This is a genomic window from Candidatus Magnetaquicoccus inordinatus (assembly GCF_004217665.1).
GTDB lineage: Bacteria > Pseudomonadota > Magnetococcia > Magnetococcales > Magnetaquicoccaceae > Magnetaquicoccus > Magnetaquicoccus inordinatus.
This window is the reverse complement of record NZ_RXIU01000343.1, coordinates 1-2427: the sequence shown is the minus strand read 5'-3', so window position 1 is coordinate 2427 and position 2427 is coordinate 1. Positions and strand designations below refer to the sequence as shown.

The window sequence follows — 2427 nt, the reverse complement described above, 5'->3', positions numbered from 1 at the left end:
GCAAATGCGATTGCCCCAAGTGCACAGTTTCGCTTGTGGCAACAGTGAGAAAATTGGCAAATGCGATTGCCCCAAGTTTACCTATTGCGCTTCGGGCAAGCCAGAGCCTCTCGCGGACCGATTGTGGGTGAAATCACCCAACATGCTGCGCCTTTTCACCTAAAGCACAGCAACTCCATTTTCTATAATATTGATATTATACAAGAAAAAATTGGTTCATCGCTTGCTATTGCCAGAGCTTACTCTGGAAGCTTCTGCAACTGAAAAAGGAAAACCGGCATGCAAAAAAAGAGATGGTCCCTGCTCACCCTATCGTTGACGCTCCTGGCACCAAATGGAGTACTGTTGGCGGCGGAGGCTTCTGCGCCCCATACAGCATTGCAGGAGGTGGTGGTGACCGCTCCGGCGGAACAGGAGCATGCCCATCAACACATGAACGAACGACAGATTGCTCCACAACGCCAAAGCACCGATGATACAACCAAAATGCTCACCAATCTGCCGGGCATGAGCAGTTATGGAGGCGGTGGTCTCTCCAGTCAACCGGTTCTGGATGGCATGGGGGATGATCGTCTGCGCACCCAGGTCGATGGCATGGATCTGGTCTCCTCCTGTGCCAATCATATGAATCCCCCCCTCTCTTATATACCCCCCGGCAATGTCGGTTCCATTACCATATTCAATAATGTCTCGCCGGTCAGTGTCGGCGGGGACAGTCTGGGAGGCACCATCAAGGTTGACTCGCTGGCACCAGAATTTGCCAAGACAGGACAAGAAACCCTGTTCAAGGGGGAGGCAGGTACACATTTTAACAGCAACGGCAACGGCTTTGGCGGTACTCTGACCACCACCCTGGCCAACGAAAAAGCCAGCATGCGCTATACCGGTGCCACTGCTCAATCCGACAACTATAAAGCGGCACGCGCTTTCAAAGCCTATGCCGCACCCAGCAATGGCTCTTCTGCCACGCAGACAGATGAAGTCGGCACCACCATGTATAAAAGCTATAATCATGCCCTCAACGTGGCCCTGCGCAGCGACGAACGCTTGTTGGAGATGAAAGTGGGACTGCAAGAGATCCCCTATCAAGGATTTCCCAATCAACGCATGGACATGACTGACAATAGCAGCAATCAGATCAATCTGCACCATCAAGAAAATTTTTCCTGGGGCCTGCTGGATGGCCGCATATATCGCGAACATACCCGGCATAGCATGAACTTTCTGGACAATAAACGGTTCGTATATGTCACCGCTCCCGGCATGCCGATGGAAACCGAAGGGGAGACCTTGGGAGCCATTGTCAAGGCAGATGTCAACCTGCCGGAGCACGGCACCTTGCGCCTGGGTGCGGAATATCAACGTTATCGCCTGGATGATTGGTGGCCACCCTCTGGAACAGGGGGTATGTTTCCCAACACCTTTTACAACATCAACAATGGTCAACGAGATCGCTATGATCTCTTTAGCGAATGGGAAAAGCAGTGGACTCCCCAATGGAGCACTCTCTTTGGCATTCGCAGTGCCAATGTGTTGATGAATACTGATGATATACAAGGCTATAACACTGGCGCCACCTATGCCACTGATGCGCAAAACTTTAACAGTCAAGATCATAAACGCACCGATCACAATCTGGACATCACAGCCTCTACCCGCTTTACCCCAGACAAAGGCAAAACCTTTGACTTTGGCGTTGCGCAAAAAACCCGCTCACCCAATCTCTACGAACGCTATGCCTGGTCGCACGGCACCATGGCATCAGCGATGGTCAATCTGGCTGGCGATGGCAATGGCTATGTCGGCAACCTGGATCTCCAACCAGAAATCGCGCGCACCATCAGCATCACTGCTGACTGGCATGATCCCAACAACAAATGGGGCATCAAAATCACACCCTATTACAGCAAGGTGGAGGATTTTATCGATGCCAAAGTCACCACTACCAGCCCGGCGGGTTCGGCTACGGGAAGCTATGCGGTTCTGCAGTTTGTCAACCAGGATGCCACGCTGTATGGGGTAGACATCTCTGGCTTTCTGCCTCTCTTCTCTTCCCCGGCATATGGTGAATTTTCAGCCAATGCCACCATCAATTATGTACGAGGCAAAAATGATGTAACGGACGATAACCTGTATAACATCATGCCATTGAACGGCAAAATCGCTCTTGATCATCAGCGGGAGAGTTGGGGCAGCGCCTTGGAATGGCAACTGGTAGATGGCAAAGCCGACACCTCGACGACACGCAAGGAGGTACAAACTGCCGGCTATGGCCTGCTCAATTTGAAGAGTCACTATGAGTGGCAACAATGGCGCTTTGGCGTGGGTATCGACAACATTCTCGACCAATATTATGAGCACCCCCTGGCCGGACGCTATCTCGGTCAAGGATCCACCATGAGTCTGAGTACCGGCCCCCAATATGGT

The 2427-nt window shown here is 51.8% G+C and carries 1 protein-coding gene; it reads left to right on the top strand.

Going from position 1 to position 2427, the window contains the following annotated elements:
* Positions 1-279: 279 nt before the first annotated feature.
* The coding region (locus EJP87_RS15425; protein ID WP_130472749.1) for a TonB-dependent receptor at positions 280-2427 on the top strand (2148 nt) is incomplete at its 3' end.